The following is a 25,833-nucleotide window of genomic DNA, read 5'->3' as shown; positions in this document are numbered from 1 at the left end:
TCCTCTCAGGACGGGTCGGGGGTGGTGTAGGTGGCGTTGCGGTCGACGGTCAGGTAGACGTCCATGCCGATCGGGGTGCGCCGCTCCTCGGCCAGGTGGCCGAGCAGGCCGGCGGCACGGGCCAGCAGCGCGAACCCGCGCAGCAGGTCGACCGGCAGGCCCAGGTCGGCGAGCGCGGCGCCGCAGACCCCGGCGCCGTTGAGCGGCAGGGTCCGGCCCAGCACCCGCGGATGCACCCGGCCGATCGCCTCGAACAGCCGCAGGTGCGGCCCGCGCAGCCGCTCCTCGTCGGCGATGCGGATGAGCACGGGCGTACGCGGGTCCTGGACCTTGTGCACCGGGTGGCCCAGGCCGGGCACGAACCGGCGCTCGGCGCGCGCCGCGCTGACGGCGGTGTCGGCCAGGGCGTCCCAGCCGGCGTCGTCGGTGGGCAGCGGCCCGGCCACGCCGGCCAGGGTGTCGGCGAGGAACCGGCCGCAGTCCTCGGTGACCCCGAGGAAGCGGGAGCCGCCGCCGAGCAGCCCGGCGGCCAGCGCTCCCTGCAGCGACTCCGGGGCGCTGAGGTAGGTCAGCCGGGCGGCGATGGCGGTCGGGGTGAAGCCGTGGTCGGCCAGCGCGACGAGCACCGCCTCGAAGACCCGCACCTCCGACGGCGTGGGCCGGCGGCGCGCGACGAGCCAGAAGGCCAGCTCGCCGAAGCCGACGCGGCCCATCAGGTCGGCGGCGAGATCCTGGCCGAGCAGGCGGATGTGGTCCGCGTCGGAGGTGCCGATCGACGTCGGGAAGGTGCTCACTGGTCCTCCTGCTCCTCGGACAGCCACTTGCGGATCTCGGCGCCGTGCTCGTCGAGTCCGGGTGGCGGTAGCTGGTAGCGCGGCGGGGTCACCGAGAAGGTGATCGGGTTGCGGACGCTCGGCACGGCGTGCTCACCGTCGCCGACCGTGACGACCGGTTCCAGGCCGAGTTCGTCGGCGAGCGCGACGCCGTCGTCGATGGTGTTGATCGGGGCGCAGGGCACGCCGGCGGCGATCAGGGCGCGGAACCAGTCGTCCTTCGTCCGGGTCGTCAACCGCTCGACCAGCAGCGGCCGCAACTGCTCGCGGTTGGCGGTCCGGTCCTGGTTGCGCCCGAACCGGGGGTCGTCCACCAGTTCCGGGACGCCGAGCACCGCACACAACTTGGCGAACTGGCCGTCGTTGCCGGCGATGACGATGAGTTCGCCGTCGGCGGTGGGCAGCGGCTCGTAGGGGAACAGGCTCGGGTGGGCGTTGCCCATCCGGTAGGGCACGACTCCCCCGGCCACGTACGCGCTGCTGTGGTTGACCAGGCCGGACAGCGCCGACGACAGCAGGTTGACCTCGACGTGCTGCCCGCGGCCGGTGGCGTCGCGGTGGTGCAGCGCGGCGAGGATGCCGATGGTGGCGTGCATGCCGGTCATCACGTCGAACACCGAGATGCCGGCCCGGTAGGGCGAGCCGTCCGGATCCCCGGTCAGGCTCATCAGCCCGGAGATGGCCTGCACCATCAGGTCGTAGCCGGGCAGCGCGGCGCCCGGGCCGGTGCCGAACCCGCTGATCGAGGCGTAGATGACGCCGGGGTTGCCGGCCGCCACCGACCCGTAGTCCAACTCGAACCGGCGCAGCCCACCCGGTTTGAAGTTCTCGATGAGGACGTCGGCCCGGGCGGCGAGCCGCCGGGCCACCGCCAGGTCCCCGGGGTCGCGCAGGTCCAGGGCGATCGACCGCTTGTTGCGGTTGATACCGAGGTAGTACGTCGAGACGTCGTCGCGTACCGGTGGCATCCAGGTGCGGGTGTCGTCGCCGGCGGGGCCCTCCACCTTGACCACCTCGGCGCCGAGGTCGGCGAGGAGCATGGTGGCGTACGGCCCGGCCAGGATTCGCGAGAAATCGGCGATCAGTAGCCCGGCCAACGGGCCGGGCGCTGGTTTCGGATCATTGCCGTCTCGCTGCTCCGGCGTCGCCACATCCACTCCTGACCGTCATGCGGACATCCGTCCGCGCGGTTGAGTATCGAAGCCCGGCCGACCCGTGTCAACCGGTCGACCCCGCATCAAAGGCCCCTGTCCGCTGCGGTACGGATGATGCACGAACTCCTCCGGCACGTCTTGACACCTTTCTGACCGCCCTCCAGACTTGCGCCATTCTGCGGGCTGTCCGTGGTACGGACTATTGTCCGCCGTCCGACGACCGTGGGGAGTTGACTGCAATGAGCACGAGCGAACCAGGCTCGACGGGTCCCGAGCCCGACCGCCCCGTCCTGTTCCGCAACGGACTGGTCCTCACCATGGACGACGCCCACCGGGTGCTGCCCGGCGCGGACGTGCTGGTCGTGGGCGAGCGGATCGCCGAGATCGGCATCGGGCTGGCCGCCCCCGAGGGCGCCGTCGAGATCGACGCGTCCGGCGGCATCCTCATGCCCGGCATGATCGACACGCACCGGCACATGTGGCAGACCGCGATGCGCGGCTACGGCGCCGACTGGACCCTCACCCAGTACTTCGTCTGGTACTACCTGGAGTCCGGCAGGCTCTTCCGGCCGGAGGACGTGTACGCCGGCAACCTGCTCGCCGCCATCGAGGCGATCGACGCCGGGGTGACCACGACCGTCGACTGGTCGCACGGCCTGCGGACCACCCAGCACGCCGACGCGGCGGTGGACGCCCTGCGGGAGGTGCCCGGCCGGTTCGTCCTGGCCTACGGCAACATCCAGCAGGGCCCGTGGGAATGGTCGACCAGCCCCGAGTTCCGCGACTTCGTCGACCGCCGGTTCCACAGCCGCGACGACATGCTCGGCCTCCAGATGGCCTTCGACGTCACCGGAGACCCCGCCTTCCCCGAGAAGACGGCGTTCGAGGTCGCCCGGGAGCTCGACGTCCCGGTCACCACCCACGCCGGCGTGTGGGGCGCCACCAACGACGACGGCATCCGGCTGATGCACGAGCACGGCTTCATGACCCCGTCGACGGTGTACGTGCACGCCGCCACCCTCACCGCCGACTCGTACCACCGGATCGCCGCCACCGGCGGCTCCGTGTCGGTCTCCACCGAGAGTGAGCAGAGCGCCGGCCAGGGCTACCCGCCCACCTGGCAGCTGTGCCACCACGACATCCCGGTGTCGCTGTCGATGGACACCAGCGTGTGGTGGAGTGGCGACCTCTTCTCCGCGATGCGCACCACGCTCGGCGCCGACCGCTCCCGGGAGCACCTCGAGGCGCACACCCGGCAGGACACCGTCACCCACTGCCGGCTGCGGGCCGAGCAGGTGGTGGACTGGGCGACCCGGGGCGGCAGCCGGGCACTCGGCCTGGACGGCGTGGTGGGCAGCCTGGAGCCGGGCAAGAAGGCCGACCTCGTCCTGATCAAGAACGACCGTTCGCCGGTGATGTTCCCGATCCTCAACCCCTACGGCCACGTCGCGTTCCAGGCCCAGCGCGGCGACGTGCACACCGTCGTGGTGAACGGCCGCGTGGTCAAGCACGACCACCGGCTCGTCGGCGTCGACCTGGCCAAGGCCCGGCGCAGCGTGGAGCAGACCATCGAGTACCTGGTCGGCGAGCTGGGCCAGGAGGCCTGGGTGATGGGCATGAACCCGGACGTCCCGGAGACCAAGATCCAGGAGAACCCCTACACGTACACCGAGTGGGACGCCGGCTCGGCCCGGTGGAAGCACTGACCGCGGGACGGTCACCGGCGGAGAGCGGGTGGTGATGGCGCGCGGGGCGGGGGCGGACTTCATCGCGGCGCTGGCCCGTGGCCTCGACGTGCTGCGCTGCTTCCGGCCCGGTCGGCCGGTGATGACGCTCAGCGAGATCGCCGCGGCGACCGGGCTGGCCCGGCCGACCGTCCGCCGGATCCTGATCACCCTGGACGAACTCGGCTACGTCCGCTCCGCCGAGCGCGGGTTCGCGCTCACCCCGCGGGTGCTCGAGCTCGGCATGGCGTACGTCAACTCGTTGAGCATGTGGGATATCGCCCGACCGCACCTGCGCCGGCTCGTCGGGCAGACCAACGAGTCCTCATCCATGGCCCAGCTCGACGGCGGCGACATCGTCTACGTCGCCCGCGTCGCCGTCCCGAAGATCATCACGCTCGCGGTGACCATCGGCACCCGCTTCCCCGCCCCGGCGACGGCGATGGGTCAGGTGCTGCTCGCCGCGCTCTCCCCCGCCGACCTGGACCGGGCCCTCGCCCTGCCCGGCCGGTCCGGCGTCACCCCGCGGTGGCTGCCGGACCGGGGCGCGCTCGACGCGTCGCTGCGCGACGTGCGGGCCCGCGGCTGGGCGCTCGCCGACGAGCACCTCGCGCCGGGCGTCCGGTCGGTCGCCGCCGGCGTCCGCGACGGGCAGGGTCGGGTGGTCGCCGCCGTCAACGTCACCGTGCACGCCGCGGAGACGTCGGTGCGCCAGCTCACCGACGAGCACCTGCCGCGCCTGCTCCACACCGCGGCCGAGATCAGCCGGGACTGGGCCCTGCTCGACAGCGTTCCGGTGCTCGTCCAGGAGGCCACGGCCGGCGGCGGCCGGCCCGTCCCCACCGGAAGCGGGTGATCGCGCCGAGCGCGTCCGTCATACGGACAGCTGTCCACGATCGGCTCGCGGCGAGTGTGACACGCGCCGGCCGCCGCATCGGCCCGACGCCCGGGACCTCCGACGGGGAGGACCAGCCCGCGTCGGGCTTCGGCGTGGCGTGCCGCCCCGCCCGCGGGCGCCGGGAGCGGGCCCGGACACCCGCACCTCAGGCCGTGGAGAGCGCCGGCACGCGCGGGATCGCGTCGAAGAGCGCGAAGTCGGCGCTGATGTCGCTCGCCGCCTGCAGGAGCAGCGGCAGGTACTCCTCGGTCAGCGTCTCGACCGGGGTTTCCGCGGCGTGCACGGTGACGTTCAGCGCCGCGATCACCTTGCCGGCGCCGTCGCGCAGCGGCGCGGCCACCGAGCGGATGCCGGCGGCGAGCTCCTGGTCGGTCAACGACCAGCCCTTCGCCCGCACCTCCCGCAGCGTCCGGTCCAGTTCCGCGCGGTCCAGCTTCCGGCGGGGCTCCACTCCGGACCGGCTCGGCTCGGCCAGCCGCCGGTCGAGCTCGTCCAGCTCCAGCCCGGCCAGCAGCACCTTGCCGAGCGACGTCTGCGGTGCGGGGAACCGGGTGCCGATGCTCACCGAGAGCGCGATGATCTTGGGCACCGCGACCCGTGCGACGTAGACGATGTCCGACCCGTCCAGCTGGGCGACGGAGGACGACTCCCCCGTCCGGGCGACCAGTCGCTCCATGTGCGGGCGGGCCACGTCCCACAGCCCCAGCGCCTGCACGTAGGTCAGGCCGAGTTCGAGCACCCGGGTGGTCAGCGCGAAGCCGCCGGTGAGCGCGCGTACGTAACCCAGCGACTCGAGCGTCAGCAGGATCCGGCGGGCGGTCGGGCGGGCCAGGCCCGTCGCGGCGGCCACCTCGCTCAACGTCATCACCGGCCGGTGCGGCTGGAACGCCTTGATGACGTCGAACCCGCGGGCGACCGCCTCGATGAAGTTGGGGTCGTCGTCGCGACGAGGCATCTGCGGCTCCTGCTGGTCGGCTGACACGTTCGGGCACGGCACCGAGCCGGCGCCGCGCCCCGAGCCTAGCCGGGCGTACCGCTGTCCGCGTGACGGACCGCCGGCCAATTCGGCGATACGACCGGATCACCGAACCACCTCTTGACAGTGCGCCGGAGAAGCCCCATCGTTACGCCAACGCCCCGGCGGCCACCAGGCGGACAAACGTCCGTCAAGCGTCGGGCGGAAGCTTCAGATCGACAACCGCACCGCCACCGCTCAGCGTCCGGCAGTCCAGCCCGGAAGGCTGCCGGGCCCGGTCGTCCCCCGGAGCGCCCCGCCACCGGCACGACCCCGGCCACGCCCATCCGCACCCTCACCGCGGGCGACGCCCAGTCCCCGCCAGTTGGAAGGGGAGACATCAGTGACGGAGACTCTGCAGGAACCGACCGAGCCGCCGGTCACGCGATCCACCGCGGCGACGACGCCGGTGGCGGTCGCCGTCGGCTTCGCGGTGCTCTGCGCCTCGTACATGCTCAACGCGATGGACCGGCAGATCTTCTACCCGCTGCTGCCCGAGATCCGGCAGGAGTTCGGGTTCTCCCTGGACCAGGGCGGTCTGCTGGCGACCGGCTTCACGCTCGGCCTCGCGCTGGCCGGGCTGCCGGCCGGCTACCTGGTCGACCGGCTGTCCCGGAAGACCATCATCCTGATCAGCGTCCTGGTCTACTCGCTCGGGACGCTGGCGATCCCGCTCGCCGCCGGCTTCGCCGACATGAGCGCCTACCGGCTGATCTCCGGCGTCGGCGAGGGCGTGCAGGCCACCGCGCTCTACGCCGTCATCGGCGCCTTCTTCTTCCACCGCCGCGCCGTCGCCGCCGGAGTCGTCGGTGTCGCGTTCGGCGCCGGCATCTTCCTCGGCCCCCTGCTCGGCACGCAGATCGCCACGGCCTGGGGCGACTGGCGGGGACCGTTCTTCGTCTTCGCGGCGGCCGGGCTGCTGATGTGCCTGCTCATCGCCGCCACCGTCAACAGGGGGATGACCGAGGCGGTCACCGGCGCCAACGCCCGGGCGGTGGGGACCTTCGACCACGTGCCCGCCAGCCCGTACAACCGCAACACGCTGGGCCTCGGCGTCGCCTGCGCGGTGTCCGGGCTGGTGTTCTACGGCTTCCTCGGCCTCTACCCCACGTTCCTGCGGGAGGAGCTCGGGTTCAGCGTGGGGCAGGCGGCGCTGGCCGTCTCCTGCTCGGGCTTCGGCGCGATGATGGCCCTGCCGGCCGGCTGGCTGGGTGACCGCGTCAGCCAGCGCAACCTGCTCGCCGGCGCCTTCGTCGCCACGTCGGTGACCGCGTACGTCACCTACCAGGTCGCGACCTCGGCGCCGGCCCAGTACGCGCTCGCCTTCCTGATGGGCACCTTCGCCAGCGGCTTCCTCTTCACCAACTGCACCACCGCCATGCAGCGGGCCGTCCGTCCCGAGCACGTCGGGCGGGGCGCGGGCCTCTTCATGCTCTGCTACTACGTCGCCGCCGCCTTCTCCGGTCTGCTCTTCGCCCGGCTGGTGGCCGCGCTGGACTGGACCGGCGCCGGGCTGTGGCAGCTGACCGTGCTGCCGGTCGTCGGCATCGTCGGCCTCGTCCTGGTCGACACGTCCCGGATGGTCGTCCCGCGACCGGCCGCCGCGAAGTGACGACGCGGGCCGCCACGGTCGGAACGGCGACCGTGGCGGCCGGCGCCGTCGGGCGTACTCCTGCCACACCGCCGGTGGCGTGGTCCCGGCATCGCGCCGATGCCGGCGCCCGTACGTGATCACACCGGCAGCGGCGACCGGGGCGCAGCCGGCGCGGCGGGCAGCCCGGCGACCTCCACGTCGACCGCGAGGAGCGCGCCGTCGACGGGGCCGCGCGGCGCCAGGCCCAGCGCGGCGGTGGTGACGAAGAGCCGGCGCAGGTCGGGCCCGCCGAGGCAGACGCTGGTGGGCTGCGCCGCGGCCAGGCGGATCTCCCGGTCCAGCGTCCCGTCCGGCCGGTAGCGGCGGACGGCGTGACCGCCCCAGAGCGCCACCCAGAGATGCCCCGCGGCGTCGACCGTCATCCCGTCCGGCGCGCCCTCGCCGGGCGACAGGCGCAGGAACGGCTCCCGGGCGGAGAGGGCACCGGTGGCCGGGTCCACGGTGAACCGGTCCACCTGGCCGAGCGGGGTGTCCGCCAGGTACATCACGGTGCCGCCGGCGTCGAAGGCGGGTCCGTTGCTGATGGTCAGCCCGGTCACCGCCGGCTCGGGCGGGCCGCCGGCCGGCAGCCGGTAGAGGGTGCCCGCGCCCGGGGTGGCGTCGTAGGCCATGCTGCCCGCCCAGAACCGGCCGTGCGGATCGGCCACCGCGTCGTTCATCCGGGCCCGGGCCGGGTTCTCCCCCTCCAGGTCCGCGACCGGCTGCGGGGTCCCCCCGCCGTCCAGCACCGCCACGCCGGTGCCGACCACCGCCAGCCAGCCGCCCGGCCGCCCGGCGATCGGGGCCACCGCGCCGAGCGGCCCGTCCACGGTGCACAGCTCGCGCAACGGCGCGGGCGCGTCCCCGGTGGTCTCCAGCAGCCGACCGGCGAGCAGGTCGACGAGGACGAGCCGGCCGTCCACCCAGCGGGCGCCCTCGCCCAGTTCGAGGCGGTCACCGCTCCACGGGATCGGTTCGGTCAGCACCGGGTCGCTCCTTTCGCTGGTCGAGGCGCGCTGCCGGGCGGGTCGGGACGTCCTCCCGGCGCGCGGTGCGCGGTGACGGTCAACCGCCAGCCGACCTCGCCGCTCGACGGCACCTCGGCGGCGTCGCCGGGACCGGCCTCGGCCAGGTCGAAGACGGCGCCGAGCATCGGTTCGACGCCGACGCTGCGGTACGGCGCGTCGGTCGGCCAGCCACGCAGGTTGCGCCAGAGCGCGGTGGCGCGGGGCTGGCCGTCGCAGTCGAGGTGCAGGGTCAGCCGGTCGGTGCCGTCGACCACCCGCACGGTCGGGCAGCCCAGCAGCACCGCCCCGACCGCGGTGCCGTCGTCCGGGCCGAGCCGGTCCAGCGGCAGTCCGGCCGGCCCGGGCCACGGCGCGGTGAGCCACCGGGCGCCGGCCGGCCACCGGTCGGCGGGCAGCAGCGCGGCGGCCTCCGGATAGAGCCGGGTCGAAGTCCCGGCGGGCGCGTCCAGCCGGGCGGCGGAGGAGAGGTCGAGCAGGGCGTGCGCCGCCCAGACGAAGCGGTAACCCGGCTCGGCCTCCAGCCGGTAGTCGGCGACCACCGCCCCGGACCGTTCGGTGAGCCGCCGGGTCAGGACGAAGTCCGGACACTCGACCGTGGCGGCGCCGGCGCCGATGGTCCGCCACGGCCGGGACCACACGTCGCCGTGGTCCGGCCGGCCGCGCACGGTCGGCAGGCACTCCTCCAGGCCGCCCGCGTCGACGAACGGGTCACCGGCGCGCACCCGGTCCCGGCCGGTGCCCGACCGCCGCCAGAGCCACTCCCGGCCGCCGCCGCGCAGCGTCGTCCAGCGGCCGCCGCGCTGGTCGTCCGATCCGACCCGCAGCGGCACCGGGATCTGCGCCCCCGGCGGCCGGCCCTCGGCGGACGCGCTCACCATTCGGCGAAGGAGCCGTCGTCGTGGCGCCAGACCGGGTTGCGCCAGGCGTGCCCGGTCCGCGCCGCGGCCCGGACGGCCGCCTCGTCGACGGTGATGCCCAGCCCGGGCGCCGTCAGCCGCCGGATGTGCCCGTCGACGAACCGGTAGGGCTCCGGGTCGACCAGGTAGTCGAGGAGTTCCGAACCGGCGTGGTAGTGGATGCCGATGCTCTGCTCCTGGATGAGGAAGTTCGGTGTCGCGAGGGCCACCTGGAGGCTGGCCGCGAGCGCGATCGGACCCAGTGGACAGTGCGGGGCCAGCACGGCACCGTACGTCTCGGCGAGCGCCGCGATCCGGCGTACCTCGGAGATGCCGCCGGCGTGGGACAGGTCCGGTTGGACCACCGCGACCCCGGCCTGCAACGGCCCGAGGAACTCCCCGCGGCCGTACAGCCGCTCGCCGGTGGCCACCGGGACGGGCGAGCAGGTGACGATGTCGTGCAGGTGGTGGGCCTGTTCGGCGAGGACCGGCTCCTCCGCGAAGAGCGGTCGCAGGGCGGCGATCTCGGGCAGGATGCGGCGGGCGGCGGCGGCGCTGGCCCGGCCGTGGAAGTCCAGCGCGAGGTCCCGGCTGTCGCCGAGCACCTCGCGGGCGGCGGCGACCCGGGCGATCACGGCGTCCACCTCGGCCGCGGTGGGGATCGCGGAGAGCAGGCCGCAGGCGTTCATCTTGACCCCGGTGAGCCCGGCGGCGACCTGCGCGGCGGCGGCCTCGGCGACCTCGCCCGGCTCGTCCCCGCCGATCCACGAGTAGACCCGCACCCGGTCCCGCACCGCGCCGCCGAGCAGGGCGTGCACCGGGACGCCGTAGGCCTGCCCGGCGATGTCCCAGAGCGCCTGGTCGAGGCCGGCGACGGCGCTGGAGAGCACCGGCCCGCCCCGGTAGAAGCCGCCCTTGGTGAGGATCTGCCAGTGCTGCTCGATCCGGAGCGGATCCTCGCCGACCAGGTACTCGGCCAGCACCTCGACGGCGCTGCGGACCACCTCGGCGCGTCCCTCGACCACGGGCTCGCCCCAGCCGACGAGCCCCTCGTCGGTCTCCACCCGGCAGAACAGCCACCGGGGTGCGACGAGGAAGGTCTCGATCCGGTCGATCTTCACCGGTCGCCCTTCCGCCCGCGCACCTTCTCGACGTCCCGCACGGCCTTCTCCAGCAGGCTCCGCATGGCGGTCTCGGCCGCCGCCTCGTCCCGGGACCGGATCGCGTCCACCACCGCCCGGTGGCTCGGCACCGGGTCGTCGTGCGGCTCGCCGCCGTGCACCAGCCGGTCGCGTTCGGCGAGGCCGGTCTCCATCACCACCTCCATCCGCTCCAGCAGTTCGTTGTGCGTGGCGGCGAGCAGCGCCCGGTGGAAGCTCAGGTCGGCGGCGACGGCGGCGACCGGATCGCCCTTCGCGGCGGTCATCTCGTCCAGCGCGCCGTCCAGCGCGGTCAGGTCGTCGTCGGTCGCCCGGCCGGCCGCCAGCCGGGCGGCGGCCGGCTCGATGATGGTGCGGACCTCGTGCAGCTTGTCCAGCAGCCGCGGGTCGGCGCCCTCGGCGAACTGCCAACGGATCACGTCACCGTCGAGGAGGTTCCAGTCCGCCCGGGGCCGGACGAACGTGCCGCGCTTCTGCCGGGCGTCCACGATGCCCTTGGCGGAGAGCACCTTGAGCGCCTCCCGCAGCGCGGTGAGGCTGACGTCGAGCTCCGCCTGGAGCGCGGCGATGTCCAGGGTCGCGCCGGCGGGTATCTCCCCGGCCAGGATCCGGCGCGCGATCGCCTCGACGGTCTGCCCGTGCAGGCCACGGCGTGCGTACTGTGCCAATGCTCTTCGCACCTATCGGTTCGTCGGTATCGATCGGTCAGGCTGAGGTTTTCACCGCGGTCCAGCCACCGTCCACCACCAGGCTCGCCCCGGTGACGTACGCGGCGTCCGGCGAGGCGAGGAAGGCCACGGTGGCCGCCACCTCGTCCGGAGTGCCGAACCGCTTGGCCACCGTCTCGGCGACGCTGCGCCGGCGGTCCGCTTCGGACACCTCGGCCCAGGCGGCGGTGAGGATCGGCCCCGGCAGCACGGTGTTCACCCGGACCTCCGGCCCGTACTCGACGGCGAGTTGGCGGCCGAGCGCGACCAGGCCGCCCTTGGCGGCGGCGTAGGCGGGTCGGCCGGGCAGGCCCACCAGCGCGTGCACCGAGGAGACCAGCACCACCGCGCCGCGACCGGCGCGGAGGTCGTCCAGGCAGGCCCGCACGCCGAGGAAGGTGCCGGTGAGGCTGACCGCGAGCTGATGGTCCCAGGACGTGCGGCTGGTCTCGTGGGCGGGGGCCACCTGGACCGCGTAGGCGTTGCTGACCAGGATGTCGACCGGCCCGAACGCGCGTCGCACGGTCGCCGCCGCGGCCGCCCAGTCGGCCTCGTCGGCGACGTCGGCGACCACCGGCACCGCCCGACCGCCGGCGGCGGTCAGTTCCTCGGCGAGCGGCGTGGGGTCGCGTACGTCCAGCAGTCCGACGGCCGCGCCCTCCGCCGCGAGTCGCCGGGCGGTGGCCGCCCCGATCCCGCCGAGCGCCCCGGTGACCAGCGCGGTCCTGCCGTCCAGTCGTCGCATGTGGTGGCTCCCCGTCCGCCGTCACCCCGATGATCTAATCATTAATTAGTAAAACATCTTGACAGCCACATGCGACGGATGCAACCTTCTGGCCACACCGTTCACACGACTGACACAACCGCGTTGTCACGCACCGTGTCACTGAGGAAGGGACACCCCCGTGACCGACTTCAACCCCGGTCGCCGCCGGTTCCTTGGGCACCTCGGCCTCGCCGGCGTCGGCGCGCTCGGCGCCGGCTCGTTCCTGACGGCCTGCGCCAGCTCCGCCAGCGGACCGGCGGAGAAGGCGTCCGGCGCGGTCACCCTCCAGTCGAACCTCTCCTCGCCGCAGGCGAAGGCGGCGATGGAGAAGCTCGTCGAGAGCTTCAACAAGCAGGGCAAGGGTCGGGCGAGCTTGAACACGATCGCCTCCGAGACCTACCGCACGCAGCTGCCCACCTACCTCACCTCGGCGAACCCGCCGGACCTCTACACCTGGTACGCCGGCTCGGTCGCCAACAACTACGCCAGCAAGGACCTGCTGCTCGACGTCTCCGACGTGTGGCAGGGGCTGGGCGACTACCCCCGGTCGCTGCGGAACATCTCCACCGACCCGACCGGCAAGCAGATCTTCGTGCCGATGACCAACTACTGGTGGGGCTTCTTCTACCGCAAGTCCAACTTCGCCAAGTGGGGCGTGCAGGAGCCGAAGACCTGGACCGAGTTCCTCGCGCTCTGCCGGACCCTGCAGGGCAAGGGCGTCGCACCGATCGGCATCGGCCTCGGTGACACCCCGTGGGTCGCCTCGGCCTGGTTCGACTACCTCAACATCCGGATCAACGGCGCCCCGTTCCACCGGGAACTCCTCGCCGGCCGGCAGCGGTTCGACGACCCGAGGGTCAAGGCGGTCTTCGCCCGCTGGCGCGAGGTGCTGCCCTACTTCGACCCGAAGGGCAAGGCGTACCCGTTCCAGGAGGCGACCACCGCGCTGCTGGCGAACAAGACCGGGATGTTCCTGATCGGCACCTTCTTCGCCGACGCCGCCCCGAAGGACGCCCTCGGCGACCTCGACTTCTTCCGGTTCCCGATCATCGACCCGGCGGTGCCGGTCGCCGAGGAGGCGCCCACCGACGGCTTCTTCGCCAGCGCCAAGACGGCGAACCCGACCGGCACCAAGGCCCTGCTCACCTACCTGGCCTCGGCGGAGGCGCAGGAGACGTACATCAGGAGCAGCTCGGGCATCGTGCTGCCGGCCAACCCGAAGGCGAAGGCCGCCGACTCCCCGCTGGTCGCCAAGGGCAAGGCCATGCTGGACAGCGCCGCCGAGCTGACCCAGTTCTTCAACCGCGACTCCAGCGACGCGTTGCAGCCGACCGCGGACACCGCGCTCACCAAGTTCATCGACAAGCCGAACCAGATCGACGCGATCCTGCGCGAGTGGCAGGCCGGCGCCGAGAAGGTCTTCAAGGGCTGATGGCGACACTCGCACCGGCCACCTCCCGGTCACCGGCGGCGGGCGCGACGCCGAAGCAGCGGCGACGCCGGCGGAACCGCCCGTCGCCGCTGCTGGTGGCGTTCGTCCTGGTGCCCTTCGCGGTCGAGAGCATCTGGGTCTTCTGGCCGGCCGTGCAGGGCTTCTGGTTCTCGCTCACCCGGTGGGACGGCCTGGCACCGCCCACCTTCATCGGCTTCGACAACTACGCGGAGCTGGCCGGCGACCCGATCTTCCGGGGCGCGCTGGTCAACACCGTGATCTGGCTGGTGCTCTTCGGCGGGCTGTCGGTCGTCGGCGGGTTCGGCATGGCGCTGCTGCTGCAGCGCGAGCGGCGCGGGGTGGGCTTCTACCGCGCGGCGCTGTTCACCCCGGTGGTCTTCTCGCTGGTGGTGACCGCGCTCGTCTGGCGGGTCTTCTACCAGCCCGACGGGCTGGCCGACCAACTGTTGCGCGCGGTCGGCCTGGAGCAGCTGATCCGGCCCTGGCTCGCCGATCCGCAGACCGCGCTCTACGCGGTGATCCTGCCCGCGCTGTGGCGGCAGATCGGCTACGTCATGGTGCTCTACCTGGCCGGCCTGAAGGCGATCGACCCGGCGCTGCACGAGGCCGCCCGGGTGGACGGCGCCAACGGCTGGCAGCGGCTCTGGAAGGTGACCATCCCCCAGCTGCGCGGGGTCAACGCGGTGGTGCTCTCGGTCATCGTGATCGACTCGCTGCGGTCGTTCGACATCGTCTGGGCGCTGACCCGCGGCGGGCCTTACCACTCGTCCGAGTTGCTCAGCACCTACATGTACTCCGCCGCCTTCCAGAGCCTGCGGCTGGGCTACGGCTCCGCCATCGCAGTGGTGATCTTCATCCTCGCGCTCGCGGTCATCCTCGGCTACCTCGTCCGCGCGTTCCGGGAGGACACATGATCCGCGCGCTGCGCACCGGCGCCTTCCACACCGGCATGAGCCTGCTGGCCCTGCTCTGGCTCGGCCCGATCCTCTGGGTCGTCGCCATGTCGACGAGGACCTTCGACGACATCGCGGCGCACGGGGTGGGCAGCCTGCCACGCTCGTTCACCCTGGACACCTACCGGCAGGCCTGGACCGACGGCGGTGAGCTGCGCGCGCTGGTCAACAGCATGCTGGTCACCGTGCCCGCGGTCGTCCTCAGCCTCGGGCTGGCGGCGGTGGCGGCGTTCGCGCTCAGCCGGTTCCGGATCCCCGGCCGCCGCACGATCCTGCTGCTCATGCTCGCCGGAAACCTGCTGCCGCCACAGATCCTGCTCATCCCGGTCAGCAAGTTCAGCGAGCTGACCGGCCTGTACGACACCCTCGCCGCGCTGATCGCGGTGCAGGTGGGCTTCGGGCTGGGCTTCTACACCTTCGTGCTGCACGGCTTCATGCGGGACCTGCCGGGCGAGATCCAGGAGGCGGCCACCATCGACGGGGCCGGGCCGGCGCAGATCTTCGCCCGGGTGATCCTGCCGCTGACCCGGCCCGCCCTGGCCGCGCTCGGCGCGCTCTCCTTCACCTGGATCTTCAACGACCTGCTCTGGGCGATCACCGTGCTGCGCACCGACGACCGGATGCCGGTGACCCCCGCCCTGCTCGCCCTGCAGGGGCAGTTCGTCTCCTCGTGGAACGTCATCGCCGCCGGCACGGTGATCGCGGCGGTGCCCACCCTGCTGGTCTTCCTGCGCTTCCAGCGGCACTTCGTGTCCGGCCTGGCGATCGGAGCCGTCAAGTGAGCGGGCCCGCCGACGAACCCGGCAACATCTACGAGCGCGCCGCCGCGCGCGCCGTGGCGGACGCGGGCGACGAACGGGCCCCGCTCGCCGGCCCGTGGACGCTGCGCGGGGTCAAGACCGAGTACACCGTCGTCGTACCCGGGCACGGCCGGTGGCTGGAGCTGGTCAGCTGGGGGCCGGCCGGAGTAGCCGGCGGCCCCTCACCGGTCAGCTACACCGGCCCGACCCCGTTCCTCACCGCCGGCGACTTCGCGCCCGTGGAGTACGCGACCGACGCGGCCCGCCCGTTCGCCGGCGCCGACCTGGTCGTCGAGACGGCGACCGGCGACCGCCGGGTCTCCTGGCGCTTCCAGCACGCGAGCGTTGACAGCGGCCAGTTGCGGGTCACGTTCGCCGACCCGGTGACGGGGCTACGTGCTGAGCACTGCTACCGCGTCCCGGCCGGCACCGACGTGGTGGAGCGGTGGGTCGAGCTGGAGAACACCGGTCCGGCTCCGCTGCGGCTGGCCCGGGCCGGCTCGGCCGGGTTCTGCGTGCCCACCCCGCACGGGGCCCGGCTGAGCTACCAGTGGGGCCAGTGGGCTCAGGAGTTCCAGCTCGCGCACGTCGACCTCGGCCACGGGCAGTTCACCATCGGCAGCTCGCAGGGGGTGCCGGGGCACACCTTCGTACCCTGGCTGGCGGTCCGGGACCGGGCCGCGACGGACGGCCCCACCTGGGGCGTGGCACTGGCCTGGACCGGTTCGTGGCAGCTCGTCGCCGAGCCGGACACCGGCGGGCTCACCCGGGTCCGGGCCGGTCGCCGGCTGGTCGACGGCGGGCTGGACCTGCCCGCCGGCGGGCGGCTCACCCTGCCGGTGGTCGCCGGCGCCTACAGCGACGCCGGGCTGGACGGGCTGGCCCGGGTCTGGCACCGCTACCAGCGGCAGCTCGCCGGCGACCGGCTCGACCGGACCCGGCCGGTGCTCTACAACTCGTGGGAGGCGACCGAGTTCGCCGTCGACGCCGGCAACCAGCTGGCACTGGCCCGGATCGCCGCGGACCTCGGCGTGGAGACCTTCGTGGTCGACGACGGTTGGTTCGTCGGGCGGCACGACGACCGTGGCGGGCTGGGCGACTGGACCCCGGACCCGGCCAAGTTCCCCGCCGGGTTCGACGCCTTCGTCGCCGAGATCCGCGCGCTCGGCCTCACCTTCGGACTCTGGGTCGAGCCGGAGTCGGTCAGCCCGAGATCGGGCCTCTACGCCGAGCACCCGGACTGGGTCTACGCGATCGACGACCGGCCGATCACCCCCATCCGCAACCAGTACCTGCTCGACCTCGGCCGCCCCGAGGCCGCCGAGTTCGTCCACTCGACCCTCGACGGGCTGCTCCGCAAGCACGACATCGGATACCTGAAGTGGGACTTCAACCGGCCGCGCACCGAACCCGGCCGGCCCGGCGCGGCCGTCCGGCCGGACCTCGACGGCGCCCACGTGGCCAACCTGCACCGGATCTACGCGGCCCTGCGCCGGGACCACCCGCACGTGGTGATCGAGGCGTGCGCCGCCGGCGGCGCCCGTACCGACCTCGCCATGGCCGCCCACGCGGACGTCTTCTGGCCGAGCGACAACACCGGCCCGCTGGACCGGCTCGCCATCCAGTACGGCTTCCTGCACGCCAACGCCCCGCACCTGCTCAGTTCGTGGGTGACCGACGCGGTCGGGCTGTTCGACCAGCGACCCCGCTCGCTGGCCTTCCGGTTCGTGCTCGCGATGGCCGGGGTGCTCGGCATCGGTGCGGACATCCGGCGCTGGACGCCGCGGCAACGGGCCGAGGCGGCGAGCTGGATCGCCCGCTACAAGCAGGTCCGCGAGGTGATCACGCACGGCGAGGTGCACCTGATCGGCGGCCCCGACCAGCCGCGCTGCGCCGTGCAGTACACCGCGCCGGACGGCGACACGGTCGTCGTGCTCGCCTGGCACACCGGCCGGCTCGACGGGCACGGGCTGCTGCCCTCCCGACCGGTCCGGCTGCCGCTGCGCGGGCTGGCCACTCAGGCCAGCTACCGGCACGGCGAGCACACGTACTCCGGCAGCCACCTCACGGCGGTGGGCCTGCCGGTGCGGTGGACCGCGGACCACGACGCGGAACTGTTCGTCCTGCGCCGCGGCTGACCCCCTCGTCCGGCCGGGCGATCCCCGCGCCGGCAGCAGCCGAAAAGACAGTCGCACCCGGGCGAACCATCACCCGGGTGCGACTGTTCGGCGGTTCAGCAGCTGGCGTTCAGGCCGGCCCAGTCGGCGCGGTCGTTGTAGCCGCCGTCGCCCGCGTCACCGACCACCAGGTCGAGCACCCGGACGCCGGTCAGGTCGACGTCGACCTGGCGGATGTCGTCGCGGGTCAGCACCCCGCTGTCGAACAGCACCCGGCCGTCGCCGACCACCTGGAAGGTCGCCGTCGCGCCCTCCGGCCCGACGTTGCGCACCGCGTCGTCCAACCCGACGACCGCGGTCAGCCGGCCGCACTCCTTGCCGACGTAGTACCGGACCGTGGACGGCGAGGCGACCCCGATGCCGGTCGGATACACCTGACCGAGCATGCTGATCGGCGACCAGCCGCCGACGCTGGCATCGACCGTCGGGCTCATCCAGCCACTGGTGGCGCTGACCCAGCGGTGGTGCGACAGGACCACCTCGCCGTCCGGCGGCGCGGGCGCCACGAGCACCGCCGACACCGTCGTCTGCCGCAGTCGTCCCTGCCCGAGCACCCGGTACGACGTGGTGGCGGTCAGGGAGGCGGCGCCGGGCTCGGCGGAGTCCGGCAGCGCCACCGTGAAGGCGTACGTGGCGGTCCCGCCGGGAACCAGCCGGTCCGGCGCCGCGCCCGAGAGGCGGACCGTCCAGCCGGCGGGGGTCGCCAGTTCGACCTGCGGCGCAAACACCGGCCGCGCCCCGTCGTTGCGGACGACCACCTCGACCCGCGCCTCGTCGCCGCCGGCGAGCATGGGCAGGTGACCGTCCGGCACCGGGTCGGCGCCGACCCGGGTCACCTCCGGCAGGCCGGCGGTCACGTGCGGCACACCCGGCTCGCCCTCCGCCGGGCCGACCCGGAACAGCACCGCGCCGTGGGCCGGAACCGCGGCGCTGATCGTGCCGGCGCTCTCGGTGACCTGGTCGGTCCAGGCGTTCGTCACGGTGAACCGCGAGCCGGGCAGGCCGGCCTCGGCGGCCGTCGTGGTCACCACCTCCGGGGTCTCGCCCCGGTTGAGCAGCACCACGGCCCGGTCGCCGTCGGCCAGGCGCTTCACCCACGTCTCGGTGGTGCCGGCCGGGCCGACCCGGACGGCCTGGACCGCGGCGGCGTCCTGGTTGATCCCCAGCACGTCGGGATCGGTGAGGATGTCGACGGAGGTCTGGCTGAGCTTGCGGACGTCGCTACCGATCACCAGGGGTGCGGCGGCCACGGACCAGAGGGTCATCTGGGTCCGGAACTCCTCGTCGGTCATCCCGAGTTCCGGGGCGAGGTAGTCCGGGTCGTTGTACCGGCCCGGCCCGACGACCTCGGGGTGTCGCGCGTTCACGTCGTAGTTGCGCAGCACATCCTTGAACTTGATGTCGCCGACGAAGCCCACGTCGGTGTACGTCCGCCAGGACTGCGCGATCGCCGGCGCGTAGGTCCAGGAGTACGTCGACTGCTGCTCCTCCGGGTAGTCGCCCCAGTCGGGCGAGGTCACCGGGTTGCACAGGTTGAAGATGATCGGCCGGCCGCTGGCGTTGTTCCGCAGCGCGTGGGCGAACTCGGTGTAGACGGTCTTCGGGTCGAGGTCCGCGGCGATGCCGCAGAGGAAGTCCACCTTCACCGCGTCGAACTCCCAGGCGGCGAACTGGTCCGCGTCGCGCTGGTAGTAGCCGCCGCTGCCGAGTCCGCACTTGCCCGGGATGTACGGCCCGGCGTCGGTGTAGATGCCCGCCCGCAGGCCCTTGGCGTGGATGTAGTCCACCAACGGCTTCAACCCGTTCGGGAAGCGGGTCCGGTCGGCCTGCAGGTCGCCCGCGGCCGTCCGCGGCTCCGGGTCCTGCCAGCCGCCGTCCAGCCAGACGATGTCGTAGCCGGCCCGGGCCAGGCCGCGGGAGACCAGCGCGTCGGCGACCTGCCGCACCGACTCCTCAGAGAAGTCGCCGCCGAGACCGAAGTAGGTGTTCCAGCCCTGGTAGGGCGTGGGACTGAGCACCTGCTGGGGTGCCGGCGCGACGCCGGCGACCGCGGCGGCCGGCTCGGCGTGCGCGGGTGTCGGCGCGACCAGCAGGCCGGCCGCGAGGGCGAGCAGGGCGATCGGTACGTGTCGTTTCACATCGGATTCCTTCGCTGCCGGTGGAGGGGCGGGTGCCGCGTCGAGCTACCTGCCGGCCGTCGTCCGGCCCGGCACGTGCTCCGGCTGGACCTCGCTCCGCCGCGGGGGCCGGTCGCCCGGTCGCGCCGGAGCCCGGAGTGGCACCGCGCGGTTCGCGGCCGGTGCCGTGGGCGCGGTGGCTGTTCCACTCACGACGGACGTCGCGGACGAACGGCCGGAGGCGCCCGACGTGGCGGTGACGAACCGGTCGACGTGGGTCTCGGCGTCGCGGATCCGGGTCCGATGTGGAACGGATCCTCGGTCGGTTGTCAGACCAGTCATGCCCGTACTCCTGAGGTGTGTTTCCGGGATCTTGCCGCCGGTCACCGCCAGGTGTCAATATTAATTCGTAAATTATGAGTTCTAGGTGTCGCGGCGCGTCCACACCCGACTCCGGCAGGACATACGACAGCGGTGGGGCCGGGCCATACCCGGCCCCACCGCTGTTGAATCTGTGGTCGACCCCGAGGCACCTCGCAACGGCGTCGGTCAGCCGTCGGTGCCGCCCGGCTACCAGCCCTCCGGCGGTGCCTCGTCTGTCCAACCGGCACTGTGCACGAGGGTGTAACGTGCCAGCTTTCCGGGGGCGGCGGCGCCGGAGCGGCCGGCGCCTAGGCTGGCAGGCATGTTCCCGTGGGACGACTCACGCCGGGCGTTCACCGACGCCACCCGGTGCTTCCTCCGCACCGCCGCGCTCGTCGGCGACCGGTGGGAGCGGCCGGGCCTGGGTGAGTGGGACGTCCGCGCACTGGTCGGTCATACCAGCCGGTCCCTGCTGACGGTCGAGGACTACCTGGCCCGTCCCGCCACCGCCGTCGACGTCGCCGGGCCGCTGCTGCTCGCCGCCACCGGCCGGCCCGGCCTACCGGCGGGATTCTCGGTGCTCTGACCGGGCAACGCGGCCGCCCGCCCCGGCCGCCGGGCGGGCCGACCTGGCCTACCGGCAGCGGCGCGGCACGACGACCGCCGGTTGCGGAATCGAGGCACACCCCGGGCGGCCGGTGCGGGTTACTTCACCTTGCGCGTCGACCGGGCCACGATGGCGTCGTACTCGGGGTGCTTGCCCAGCCAGTCACTGAGGAACGGGCAGATCGGCACCACGGTTCGGCCTCTCGCCCGGGCGTCGTCCATCACCGCACGGGCCAGGGTCGACCCGACCCCCTGCCCCTCGAACTCCGGGGCGACCTCGGTGTGGGTGTAGGCGATGATGGCGCCGCTCAGCTGGTAGGTGACCACGCCGGCCAGCGCTCCCGACTCGTCCCGCGCCTCGAAACGCTCCCGCTCCGGCACGTCTGTCACGGTGAACTGCACCCCGCCATCCAACCACGGGTTCCGCCGGGCGCACCGCGCCGGCCCGGGCACGGGCCGGGCGGCGGCTGGACAGGCCGAGGCCGGCCTGCCGCAGGCAGGCCGGCCTCGGGTCGGGCCGTCGGAGATGTGCCCGACGGCCCGACCGGCCGGTCAGTGGATGACGACCGGCGTCTTGGCCTGGCCGCCCCGCTCCTCGTCGAGCAGGTGCGACGGCTCGCGCCGCCGGGGCAGGAACGCCGCCGGGATGAACGTGACAAGCACCAGCGCGAACGCGACCCAGAACGTGGTGGCGAACGAACCGGCGGCGAAGTCGAGGCCACGCTCGATGAGCGACGGGTCGACCGGGAACTGCTGGGCCAGCTCCGGCTGCTGCTGAATGCCGATCGCGAGGCCGGCTTGGGTCAGCGGTTCCCCACTCGGGCCGGTGACTCCCGGCACGGCCGGGGAGCCCTTCAGCTCGTTGGTGAGGATCACCGACATCACCGCGGCGCCGACGGACCCGCCGATCTGCTGGAGGATGTTGACCAGCGTGGAACCGCGGGCCACGTCGTGGGCGTGCAGGGTCTTCAGCGCCGAAGTCATGATCGGCATCATGGTGCCGCCCATGCCCAGGCCCATCACGAACAGCGACCCGCAGAGCAGCCAGTAAGACGTGTGCGGGTCGACCTGGGTGAAGGTGAAGAACCCGACCGCGATGAGCGCGAGCGCGAACGGCACCGTGCGACCGACCGGCACCCGGTCGGCCAGCGTGCCGGCGATCGGCATCGTCACCATCGCGCCGATGCCCTGCGGGGCCATCAGCAGGCCGGCGGCCAGCGTCGTCTCGCCGCGGATCTGCAGGAAATAGCTCGGGAACAGCAGGCCGGCGCCCATGAACGCGATGATGAACACGAACAGGGTCACCGTCGCGATGGTCAGGTTGCGGTTGCGGAACAGCCGCAGGTCGAGCAGGGGGTGCCGGGGCTTGAAGGAGTAGAGGACGAACCCGACGACGAGCGCGCCGCCGACCAGCATGGGCGCCCACACCTCGGCGTCGGCGAAGGTGCCCGCCTCGGGCAGCGTGGAGATGCCGTAGAGGAAGAGGGCGAGCCCCGGCGAGAGCATCAGCATGCCGACGAAGTCGAACGACTCGGACGGCTCGGGGGCGTCCTTCGGCAGGACCAGCTGCGCGTAGATGAGACCGATGACGCCGATCGGCAGGTTGATCAGGAAGATCCAGTGCCAGCTCGCCGTGTCGATCAGCCAGCCGCCGAGGATCGGGCCCCCGATGGGCCCGAGCAGCATCGGAATGCCGAGAACGGCCATCAGCCGGCCGATCCGGTTGGGTCCGGCGGCCCGGGTCATGATCGTCATACCGAGCGGCATGAGCATGCCGCCGCCGAGGCCCTGCAGCACCCGGTAGCCGATCAGCTCCCCGAGCGTGTCGGCGGTGGCGCACAGCCCGGACCCGATCGTGAACAGCGCCAACGCGACCATGTAGAGCCGCTTGGTGCCGAACCGGTCGGCGGCCCAGCCGCTGAGCGGGATCACCGTCGCCAGGGCGAGGGTGTAGGCCGTCATCGTCCAGGCGACCTCGGCGTAGGTCGCGTCGAACTCGCGCTGGAAGGTCGGCAGGGCGACGCTGACCACCGTCACGTCGAGGATCGACATGATCGCGCCGAGGACGACGACCCCGGCCACCTTGAGAACCGCCGCGTCGAGCTTGTCCGATGTCGCCATGGATTGCTGTGTCACTAAATCTCCTGAATCCCCGTTTCGGCCGGCGGGCACTGGCCGGGCGCCGGGCCTCGTGCGGCGCGCGTCGTCACGTCTGGGATCGGTGCCCGCAGGCAGACTAACGACCGGGACCGACAATCGGCCTCCGGTTTCCGGCCGTCGAGGCCGACCTCACTCCGCACCATCCCCACCGAACGGCCCAGGTCGGGACGACGCCCGACCGGCCCACGCAGCCACCGGTCCGGCGTGGCGCCCCCGGGCCGGCGTCCCGGGCGACACGGGCGCCTCGTCACCGGCGGCGCGACCGACCCGTCGACCTCGGGCCCGCCGCCCGGCGGCGGGCCGCGCATCGGCGCTCGCGGCCGGCGGCCCAGCGGGTGGAGGTGAGCGGTGTCACGCGCGCATCCACCCGATGGCGTCGGTTCATTTGTCACACAACTGTCGAGGAACCGCATGGTCACCTCCACGATCGTCACCGAGGGTGGTGGGCGAACGCGACGCATTGCCTGGCAGCCGTGGACGACACCCGCCAACACGACCGGAGGACCAATGGTGTTGCCCTGGCCATTCCCCGACGACCCCTCGTTCCACTCCCCTGACGTGCCGGAGCAGCAGAGCGAGGATCTGCGGCTGGCCGCCCTGGTGTCCCAGCGGCTGAGCATCGACTGGACCACCCGCCGGCAGCAGATCGCGGTCAGCGTGCAGAACCGGGTGGTGATCCTGGCCGGGACGGTGGCCAGTGCCGCGGCCCGCCAGGTCGCCGGCGACCTCGCGTGGGACGTGCCGGGCGTCTTCGACGTGTGCAACTCGCTACGCCTGCGGCCGGCGGAACGGCCGGGACAGTAGGCCCTCCGCCCGTCGCCCGCGTCAGGGGATGGTCGTCGGCGGGTGCGGATCCAGTGGGCGCTCGAAGAACGTCTCCAGGACGACGATGGTCCGCGTCCCGGTGACGCCCTCGACCTGGAAGAGCCGCCGGAGGCTGGCCTGAAGCTGCTCCGGCGTGCCGACCCGGATCTTCACCAGCACCGAGGCGGGGCCGGCCACCACGTGCGCCTCCTCCACCTCGGGCAGCGCGGCAAGGGCCTCGTGGGTGGACCGGTCGCCCATCCAGGCGTTCGCCTCCACCATCACGAAGGCGAGCACGCCGCGGCCCACCGCGGCCGGGTCCACGTCGACCGTCGTCCGTCGGATGATCCCCTGCTCGCGCAGTTTGCGGACCCGCTCGTGCACGGCACCGGTGGAGAGCCCGACCGTCGCGGCGAGCGCGGCGTACGGCTGTTGGGCGTCCCGTTGCAGGGCGGCCAGCAGGTCACGGTCGATGTCGTCCACGCCACCTCCTGACGCTCGTTCGGATATTCTCTCGAAAGTCCGATCCTGGTTCGGTCATGTTAGCGTTCTCCCGAACGCGAGTAGCGCGGGAGGTTGCCATGCTGGATCGGTTCCGGACCCGGTTCGAGGTGCTCGACGAGCGGTTCGCACGGGTGAACGGCGACGAGTGGGTGGAGTGCCTGTGGACCGGGGGGCGCTGGCTCGAGGGGCCCGCCTGGTTCCCGGCCGGGCGCTACCTGCTGTTCAGCGACATTCCCAACGACCGGGTGCTGCGCTGGGACGAGACCACCGGGGCGGTCGGGGTGTTCCGCCAGCCCGCCGGATACGCCAACGGGCACACCGTGGACCGGCGCGGCCGGCTGGTCAGCTGCGAGCAGGGCCGGCGCCGGGTCACCCGGACCGAGCCGGACGGCTCGGACACGGTGCTCGCCGACCGGTGGCGCGGTAAGCGGTTGAACAGCCCGAACGACGTGGTCGAGCACTCCGACGGGTCGATCTGGTTCACCGATCCGAGCTACGGCATCGACAGCGACTACGAGGGCAACCGCGCCGAGCCGGAGATCGGCGGCAACCACGTCTACCGGGTCGACCCGCACAGCGCCGAGGTGCGCGTCGTCGCCGACGACTTCGAGCAGCCCAACGGGCTGGCGTTCGACGCCGACGAAGCCACGCTGTACGTGGTCGACACCCGGCGCCGGCACATCCGCCGCTTCGACGTACGCGATGACGGGACGCTCGCCGGGGGCGACGTCTTCGCCACCTGCGACGCCGGGTCCTTCGACGGCGTACGGCTCGACGAGGCCGGCCGGGTCTGGATCGCCGCGCACGACGGTCTGCACTGCTTCCACCCGGACGGCACCCTGCTCGGCAAGCTGCACACGCCGGAGGTGGTCGCCAACTTCACCTTCGCCGGCCCGAAGCGCAACCACCTCTACATCTGCGCCTCCAGCTCGCTCTTCACCCTTCGGGTGAACGTCAACGGCGTCCGCTACCCCGGTTGGTGACCCGCGTGCCGCGGACACCCGCGATGGCCGGTACGGCGACGCCGCACCGGCCATCGGACACGGGGCGTCCGGGTCGAGCCGCACGGTCAGTGACCGACGCCGACCTTCTGCCCGGGCAGCGCCAGGTCGGCGACCACCGGCAGGTGGTCGGAGGCGGCGGTGGCCATCGGGGATGCGACGACCGCGACCGTACGGGCGACGACGTCGCCGGACTGCATGATGTAGTCGATGCGGTGGGTGGGGTCCTCGGCCGGGTGGGTGTGCCCCTCGCCGACGCCGGCCGCCTCCCAGGCATCCACCAGGGTCTCGACGAGAGTCCGGATCTCCGGCGTGTCCGGGGTGGCGTTGAGGTCGCCGAGCAGGACGACCGACTCGTCGGGAACGCCGATGAGCTGCGCGATCGCCTGCGCCTGGGCAACCCGCTCGGCGGCGTCGTTGTGCTGCAGGTGGGTGTTGTAGACCTGCACCGGTACCCCCCGCACGTTGATCCGGGCGCGCAACAGGCCGCGTTGCTCGTGGTTGCCGAACCGCGGCAGGTAGGTGTTCTGCCACTCCAGGATCGGGAAGTTCGAGAGGATCGCGGTGCCGTACTGGCGGCGCGGCTGGCCCGGGGCGAGCGGTTCGAGATCGAGGTTGGCGCCGTAGACGACGTGCATGTTCAGCGCGCGCGCGAGCCACGCGGCCTGGTCGACGAACTCGCTACGCTCGCCGAAGTGCCGATCGACCTCCTGGAGGCCGACGACGTCGAGCCGGCTGTCCCGGATCACCTGGGCCACTCGGGACAGATCGAGGATGCCGTCGGCGCCGGCCGCGTGATGGATGTTGAAGGTCATGACGCGCACGGGTCGATCCGGCGCCTGCGGCGGGGGCGGGTCGACCGCCGCCGCTGCCGTGGCCGGTGAGGTCAGGACCGCAGTCGTCGCCACGACGGCGAGGAGGGACAGGAGCGTTCGTGGGATCCGCATCTGCGGAGCATGCCAGCTCACCATGACATCGCCCCGAATGGTGGGCGAAGACTCTCTACATCGGATGGCCGAGTTGATCCCGCGGTAACGCCTCGGACAGAGTTCCTCGATGGCCATTCACTGACCAAGGAGCC

The 25,833-nt window shown here is 72.8% G+C and carries 23 protein-coding genes; 10 read left to right on the top strand and 13 right to left on the bottom strand.

What is annotated here, in order from left to right; genetic code table 11:
• Window positions 1–5: 5 nt before the first annotated feature.
• Together AC1WTP_RS21440 and AC1WTP_RS21435 are read right to left on the bottom strand one after the other, a co-directional pair.
• Window positions 6–794 (bottom strand): citryl-CoA lyase, encoded by a 789-nt coding sequence (locus AC1WTP_RS21440; RefSeq protein WP_481651046.1) that lies wholly within the window; start codon window positions 792–794, stop codon window positions 6–8.
• Window positions 791–1,984 carry a CaiB/BaiF CoA transferase family protein gene (locus AC1WTP_RS21435; protein ID WP_481651045.1) on the bottom strand — a complete coding sequence of 398 codons (1,194 nt, stop codon included), beginning with the start codon at window positions 1,982–1,984 and terminating at the stop codon, window positions 791–793. The genes AC1WTP_RS21440 and AC1WTP_RS21435 overlap by 4 nt, the downstream gene beginning before the upstream one ends.
• Before the next feature lie 242 nt (window positions 1,985–2,226).
• On the opposite strand from AC1WTP_RS21435, the gene AC1WTP_RS21430 reads away from it, so the two are divergent.
• Both AC1WTP_RS21430 and AC1WTP_RS21425 read left to right on the top strand, forming a co-directional pair.
• Complete coding sequence (locus AC1WTP_RS21430) at window positions 2,227–3,693, top strand: amidohydrolase family protein (protein WP_481651044.1); 1,467 nt, start codon at window positions 2,227–2,229, stop codon at window positions 3,691–3,693.
• Between the two features lie 34 nt (window positions 3,694–3,727).
• A complete protein-coding gene (locus tag AC1WTP_RS21425) occupies window positions 3,728–4,567 on the top strand; it encodes an IclR family transcriptional regulator domain-containing protein (protein WP_481651122.1) in 840 nt (279 codons plus the stop codon).
• Between the two features lie 187 nt (window positions 4,568–4,754).
• On the opposite strand, the gene AC1WTP_RS21420 is transcribed toward AC1WTP_RS21425, so the two are convergent.
• Complete coding sequence (locus AC1WTP_RS21420) at window positions 4,755–5,564, bottom strand: IclR family transcriptional regulator domain-containing protein (RefSeq protein ID WP_481651043.1); 810 nt, start codon at window positions 5,562–5,564, stop codon at window positions 4,755–4,757.
• Between the two features lie 403 nt (window positions 5,565–5,967).
• Between AC1WTP_RS21420 and AC1WTP_RS21415 the strand changes: the two genes are divergently transcribed.
• Window positions 5,968–7,236: an MFS transporter gene (locus AC1WTP_RS21415; RefSeq protein ID WP_481651042.1), complete on the top strand. Its 1,269-nt coding sequence runs from the start codon at window positions 5,968–5,970 to the stop codon at window positions 7,234–7,236.
• A gap of 119 nt (window positions 7,237–7,355) precedes the next feature.
• Here the strand turns inward: AC1WTP_RS21415 and AC1WTP_RS21410 are convergent, their stop codons facing one another.
• From AC1WTP_RS21410 to AC1WTP_RS21390, 5 genes are read right to left on the bottom strand one after another with little or no spacing between them, the layout of a single operon-like run.
• Window positions 7,356–8,243, bottom strand: coding sequence for an SMP-30/gluconolactonase/LRE family protein (locus AC1WTP_RS21410; protein WP_481651041.1), 888 nt, complete (start codon window positions 8,241–8,243; stop codon window positions 7,356–7,358).
• Window positions 8,237–9,163, bottom strand: a complete 927-nt coding sequence (locus AC1WTP_RS21405; RefSeq protein WP_481651040.1) for an aldose epimerase family protein — start codon at window positions 9,161–9,163, stop codon at window positions 8,237–8,239. The genes AC1WTP_RS21410 and AC1WTP_RS21405 overlap by 7 nt, the downstream gene beginning before the upstream one ends.
• The gene (gene dgoD / locus AC1WTP_RS21400; protein WP_481651039.1) at window positions 9,157–10,302 is read right to left on the bottom strand and encodes a galactonate dehydratase; all 1,146 of its coding nucleotides are present in this window, start codon (window positions 10,300–10,302) and stop codon (window positions 9,157–9,159) included. The genes AC1WTP_RS21405 and dgoD overlap by 7 nt, the downstream gene beginning before the upstream one ends.
• A complete protein-coding gene (locus AC1WTP_RS21395) occupies window positions 10,299–11,009 on the bottom strand; it encodes a FadR/GntR family transcriptional regulator (RefSeq protein WP_481651038.1) in 711 nt (236 codons plus the stop codon). The genes dgoD and AC1WTP_RS21395 overlap by 4 nt, the downstream gene beginning before the upstream one ends.
• 37 nt (window positions 11,010–11,046) lie before the next feature.
• Window positions 11,047–11,793, bottom strand: a complete 747-nt coding sequence (locus AC1WTP_RS21390) for an SDR family NAD(P)-dependent oxidoreductase (RefSeq protein WP_481651037.1) — start codon at window positions 11,791–11,793, stop codon at window positions 11,047–11,049.
• A 160-nt stretch (window positions 11,794–11,953) separates the two neighbouring features.
• On the opposite strand from AC1WTP_RS21390, the gene AC1WTP_RS21385 reads away from it, so the two are divergent.
• The 4 genes from AC1WTP_RS21385 to AC1WTP_RS21370 are packed head-to-tail and all read left to right on the top strand — an operon-like array spanning window position 11,954 to window position 17,158.
• Entirely contained in the window at window positions 11,954–13,246 is a 1,293-nt protein-coding gene (locus tag AC1WTP_RS21385; RefSeq protein WP_481651036.1) for an ABC transporter substrate-binding protein, read from the top strand.
• Window positions 13,246–14,181, top strand: a complete 936-nt coding sequence (locus AC1WTP_RS21380; protein WP_481651035.1) for a carbohydrate ABC transporter permease — start codon at window positions 13,246–13,248, stop codon at window positions 14,179–14,181. The genes AC1WTP_RS21385 and AC1WTP_RS21380 overlap by 1 nt, the downstream gene beginning before the upstream one ends.
• The gene (locus AC1WTP_RS21375; RefSeq protein WP_481651034.1) at window positions 14,178–15,002 is read left to right on the top strand and encodes a carbohydrate ABC transporter permease; all 825 of its coding nucleotides are present in this window, start codon (window positions 14,178–14,180) and stop codon (window positions 15,000–15,002) included. Before AC1WTP_RS21380 ends, AC1WTP_RS21375 begins: the two co-directional genes overlap by 4 nt.
• Window positions 14,999–17,158, top strand: coding sequence for an alpha-galactosidase (locus AC1WTP_RS21370; protein ID WP_481651033.1), 2,160 nt, complete (start codon window positions 14,999–15,001; stop codon window positions 17,156–17,158). Before AC1WTP_RS21375 ends, AC1WTP_RS21370 begins: the two co-directional genes overlap by 4 nt.
• 95 nt (window positions 17,159–17,253) lie before the next feature.
• Here the strand turns inward: AC1WTP_RS21370 and AC1WTP_RS21365 are convergent, their stop codons facing one another.
• Window positions 17,254–19,335 (bottom strand): NPCBM/NEW2 domain-containing protein, encoded by a 2,082-nt coding sequence (locus AC1WTP_RS21365; protein ID WP_481651032.1) that lies wholly within the window; start codon window positions 19,333–19,335, stop codon window positions 17,254–17,256.
• A 664-nt stretch (window positions 19,336–19,999) separates the two neighbouring features.
• Between AC1WTP_RS21365 and AC1WTP_RS21360 the strand changes: the two genes are divergently transcribed.
• On the top strand, window positions 20,000–20,263 hold the full coding sequence (locus AC1WTP_RS21360; RefSeq protein WP_481651031.1) for a hypothetical protein: 264 nt from the start codon (window positions 20,000–20,002) through the stop codon (window positions 20,261–20,263).
• Between the two features lie 119 nt (window positions 20,264–20,382).
• Here AC1WTP_RS21360 and AC1WTP_RS21355 read toward each other — a convergent pair whose 3' ends face one another.
• Both AC1WTP_RS21355 and AC1WTP_RS21350 read right to left on the bottom strand, forming a co-directional pair.
• A complete protein-coding gene (locus AC1WTP_RS21355) occupies window positions 20,383–20,685 on the bottom strand; it encodes a GNAT family N-acetyltransferase (RefSeq protein ID WP_481651030.1) in 303 nt (100 codons plus the stop codon).
• Window positions 20,686–20,835: 150 nt separating this feature from the next.
• The gene (locus tag AC1WTP_RS21350) at window positions 20,836–22,404 is read right to left on the bottom strand and encodes a DHA2 family efflux MFS transporter permease subunit (protein WP_481651121.1); all 1,569 of its coding nucleotides are present in this window, start codon (window positions 22,402–22,404) and stop codon (window positions 20,836–20,838) included.
• A gap of 546 nt (window positions 22,405–22,950) precedes the next feature.
• Between AC1WTP_RS21350 and AC1WTP_RS21345 the strand changes: the two genes are divergently transcribed.
• Entirely contained in the window at window positions 22,951–23,247 is a 297-nt protein-coding gene (locus AC1WTP_RS21345) for a BON domain-containing protein (protein ID WP_481651029.1), read from the top strand.
• A gap of 21 nt (window positions 23,248–23,268) precedes the next feature.
• Here the strand turns inward: AC1WTP_RS21345 and AC1WTP_RS21340 are convergent, their stop codons facing one another.
• Window positions 23,269–23,730 (bottom strand): Lrp/AsnC family transcriptional regulator, encoded by a 462-nt coding sequence (locus tag AC1WTP_RS21340; protein ID WP_481651028.1) that lies wholly within the window; start codon window positions 23,728–23,730, stop codon window positions 23,269–23,271.
• Between the two features lie 98 nt (window positions 23,731–23,828).
• On the opposite strand from AC1WTP_RS21340, the gene AC1WTP_RS21335 reads away from it, so the two are divergent.
• Entirely contained in the window at window positions 23,829–24,734 is a 906-nt protein-coding gene (locus AC1WTP_RS21335; protein ID WP_481651027.1) for an SMP-30/gluconolactonase/LRE family protein, read from the top strand.
• An 86-nt stretch (window positions 24,735–24,820) separates the two neighbouring features.
• On the opposite strand, the gene AC1WTP_RS21330 is transcribed toward AC1WTP_RS21335, so the two are convergent.
• Window positions 24,821–25,816, bottom strand: coding sequence for an endonuclease/exonuclease/phosphatase family protein (locus AC1WTP_RS21330; RefSeq protein ID WP_481651026.1), 996 nt, complete (start codon window positions 25,814–25,816; stop codon window positions 24,821–24,823).
• Between the last annotated feature and the right edge of the window lie 17 nt (window positions 25,817–25,833).

It is taken from the genome of Micromonospora sp. R311 (assembly GCF_056780015.1).
The sequence above is the reverse complement of the archived record's forward strand: the minus strand, read 5'-3'. Positions and strand labels throughout refer to the sequence as shown.

Coding starts and splice junctions, on each gene's coding strand:
- AC1WTP_RS21335 (WP_481651027.1), top strand. CDS start 23,829: ATGCTGGATCGGTTCCGGACCCGGTTCGAGGTGCTCGACGAGCGGTTC.
- AC1WTP_RS21360 (WP_481651031.1), top strand. CDS start 20,000: ATGTTCCCGTGGGACGACTCACGCCGGGCGTTCACCGACGCCACCCGG.
- AC1WTP_RS21330 (WP_481651026.1), bottom strand. CDS start 25,816: ATGGCCATCGAGGAACTCTGTCCGAGGCGTTACCGCGGGATCAACTCG.
- AC1WTP_RS21350 (WP_481651121.1), bottom strand. CDS start 22,404: ATGGCGACATCGGACAAGCTCGACGCGGCGGTTCTCAAGGTGGCCGGG.
- AC1WTP_RS21345 (WP_481651029.1), top strand. CDS start 22,951: ATGGTGTTGCCCTGGCCATTCCCCGACGACCCCTCGTTCCACTCCCCT.
- AC1WTP_RS21420 (WP_481651043.1), bottom strand. CDS start 5,564: ATGCCTCGTCGCGACGACGACCCCAACTTCATCGAGGCGGTCGCCCGC.
- AC1WTP_RS21405 (WP_481651040.1), bottom strand. CDS start 9,163: ATGGTGAGCGCGTCCGCCGAGGGCCGGCCGCCGGGGGCGCAGATCCCG.
- AC1WTP_RS21425 (WP_481651122.1), top strand. CDS start 3,728: ATGGCGCGCGGGGCGGGGGCGGACTTCATCGCGGCGCTGGCCCGTGGC.
- AC1WTP_RS21375 (WP_481651034.1), top strand. CDS start 14,178: ATGATCCGCGCGCTGCGCACCGGCGCCTTCCACACCGGCATGAGCCTG.
- AC1WTP_RS21390 (WP_481651037.1), bottom strand. CDS start 11,793: ATGCGACGACTGGACGGCAGGACCGCGCTGGTCACCGGGGCGCTCGGC.
- AC1WTP_RS21380 (WP_481651035.1), top strand. CDS start 13,246: ATGGCGACACTCGCACCGGCCACCTCCCGGTCACCGGCGGCGGGCGCG.
- AC1WTP_RS21430 (WP_481651044.1), top strand. CDS start 2,227: ATGAGCACGAGCGAACCAGGCTCGACGGGTCCCGAGCCCGACCGCCCC.